Below are 2018 nucleotides of genomic sequence, written 5' to 3' on the forward strand. Positions count from 1 at the left end.
GTTTGTAAGCCGATTGATAAGCCTCATCAATGTAGCGGCGAACCTCCTGGTCGATCTGGCGAGCTGTCTCTTCCGAGAAGTCGCGATGCTGAGCAATCTCGCGACCCAGGAAGATCTGCTCTTCTTTCTTGCCAAAGGTCAGAGGACCTAGCCGGCTCATGCCGTACTCACAAACCATGGAGCGAGCCAGTTCCGTTGCGCGCTCGATATCGTTGCCGGCGCCAGTCGACATCTGGTTGAGGAAGACCTCTTCCGCGACGCGGCCGCCGTAAAGCATCGCCAGCCGGGTTTCGAGATATTCACGCGTATAGTTGTGACGGTCATCCGGCAGATAGACCGTGACACCCAGCGCCATGCCGCGCGGGATGATCGTGACCTTGTGAATTGGGTCGGAGTGATCGCGCAAGAAGGCGACCAGGGCGTGGCCGGCTTCGTGATACGCGGTAACCTTCTTCTCCTGATCGGTCAGCAGCATCGACTTGCGCTCCGCACCCATCAGGACTTTGTCCTTGGCGAGCTCGAAGTCGTACATGGTGACCTGCTTGCGGTTGACGCGGGCGGCGTTCAGCGCGGCTTCATTGACCATGTTGGCCAGATCTGCGCCGCTGAAGCCCGGTGTTCCACGAGCCAGGCTGTTGAGGACGACGTCGTCGGCGACGGGAACCTTCTTTACGTGAACGCGCAGCACTTCCTCGCGCCCGCGAACGTCCGGCAGACCCACAACGACGCGGCGGTCGAACGGCCGGGGCGAAGCAGCGCGGGATCGAGCACGTCGGGACGGTTCGTCGCGGCGACGAGGATAACGCCGTCGTTCGACTCGAAGCCGTCCATCTCGACCAGAAGCTGGTTCAGCGTCTGCTCACGCTCGTCGTGACCCCCGCCGAGGCCAGCGCCGCGATGACGGCCTACAGCATCGATTTCATCAATGAAGATGATGCAGGGAGCATTCTTCTTTCCCTGTTCAAAGAGGTCGCGTACGCGGCTCGCGCCGACGCCGACGAACATCTCAACGAAGTCAGAACCGGAGATCGAGAAGAACGGCACATTCGCTTCGCCGGCCACAGCGCGAGCCAGCAGAGTCTTGCCGGTTCCCGGAGGTCCGACGAGCAGCACGCCCTTGGGAATGCGCCCGCCGAGCTTCTGAAATCGCTGAGGCTCACGCAGATACTCGATGATCTCCTTCAGCTCTTCCTTGGCTTCATCAACGCCGGCAACGTCCTTGAAGGTGATCTTTTTTTGCTGCATCGAGAGCAGGCGCGCGCGGCTCTTTCCGAACGACATCGCCTTGTTCCCACCCGACTGCATCTGGCGCATGATGAAGAACCAGATACCCAGGATCAGCACCAGAGGGCCGATATTCATCAGGATCGGCCAGATGATATTGCCCTGCTCGTTCTTGACCGTCGTCTGAACCTTGTTCGCGTTCAGCTGGGTGTACATGTCGGGGTAATTGGTGGGAACCGTCGTATGGAACGCGGTAGGCTCCTTGCCATCGCCCTTGAAGTGGCCGTGAACTTCCATGCCTTGCACGGAGACGTCATTCACCTGCCCCTGTTGCACCCTTTCCATGTATTGCGAGAAGGGGATTTCCTGTTCTTTGCCAGTCATCATCGCGCTGCGGTTCACCACGGAGAAGAGCAGCACCAGGCAGATAACGATAAAGGCCCAGAACATGATGGTCTTAACGGTCGAGTTCACCAGGACTCCTTTGCACGCTGGAAGAGGACTGAATCGGGGACTCCCAGGCGCCTACTACCATTAGACACCGCATCCCTTGAAAAAGAGTCATACAGGATTAACCAAGGGTTATCCAGCCTGACACGCGGATGGGTAAACAATGAGCAGCAAAGACGATTGTACTCCCACCTGGACGTCTCTGGCATGGCGCAAACGGGGAAGCGGTGCGATAGTGCACAAACTTTGAGGAGCTACACGCGCTCCGCGGCAAAAGCGACCTCGCCCACGGGCTCGACAACGGCTCCCTGCATCCACACTATCTGTCCTTGCCACTCTACGAC

General features: G+C 58.8%; 1 pseudogene. It reads right to left on the bottom strand.

The window, feature by feature from the left end:
• A pseudogene (gene ftsH / locus CV1CTNOD_RS03190) lies at positions 1-1698 on the bottom strand (ATP-dependent zinc metalloprotease FtsH); the annotation flags it as partial.
• Positions 1699-2018: the final 320 nt, after the last annotated feature.

The organism is Protofrankia symbiont of Coriaria ruscifolia, from assembly GCF_900634745.1.
Taxonomy (GTDB): domain Bacteria; phylum Actinomycetota; class Actinomycetes; order Frankiales; family Frankiaceae; genus Protofrankia; species Protofrankia californiensis.